Source organism: Arthrobacter sp. 4R501 (assembly GCF_002929755.1).
Taxonomy (GTDB): domain Bacteria; phylum Actinomycetota; class Actinomycetes; order Actinomycetales; family Micrococcaceae; genus Arthrobacter.
Genome location: NZ_PJIW01000082.1, coordinates 1 through 520, shown reverse-complemented (window position 1 = coordinate 520; position 520 = coordinate 1). Strand labels below are relative to the sequence as shown.

The 520-nt window shown below is 64.4% G+C and carries 1 protein-coding gene; it reads right to left on the bottom strand.

Going from position 1 to position 520, the window contains the following annotated elements; all coding sequences use genetic code 11:
* Positions 1-492 (bottom strand): cation diffusion facilitator family transporter (locus CXR02_RS21990; RefSeq protein ID WP_258061177.1); only part of this gene is annotated, 492 nt, incomplete at its 3' end.
* Positions 493-520 lie beyond the last annotated feature (28 nt).

Genomic DNA, 520 nt, shown 5'->3' with positions numbered 1-520 from the left:
AGCCTGGACCCAGCCGGTCACGGCGATGATGATCGCCGCGACGATCACAGCCACGGACCCAAGCGCATCGTTGAGCACTTCAAGGAACGCGGCCTTCATGTTGAAGTTGTGGTTCCGGCCGGATGCAAGGACGATCAGCCCGATGACGTTCCCGGCGAGACCGATGATGCCGAACCAGAGCATCGCGTGCCCGCCGACCTCCGGAGGCTCGAAGAGGCGGCGGATTCCCTCGACGATGACGAAGCCGCCGACGCCGAGCAACAGGGCTGCCTGGCCCGCCGCGGCGACGATTTCGGCCCGCTTGTAACCCCACGTCCGTTTCGGAGTGGCCGGTTTCAGTGCCAGCGACGCGGCGATGAATGCGATCAGCAGCCCGGTGGAATCCGTGAACATGTGGCCGGCATCGGCCAGGAGTGCGAGGCTGCCGGTGAGGCTCGAACCGATGATTTCCGCGATCATGACCGTGAATGTGATCGCGAAGACGATGATCAGTTTGCCGCGGTTACCGGGTCCGGAGGCG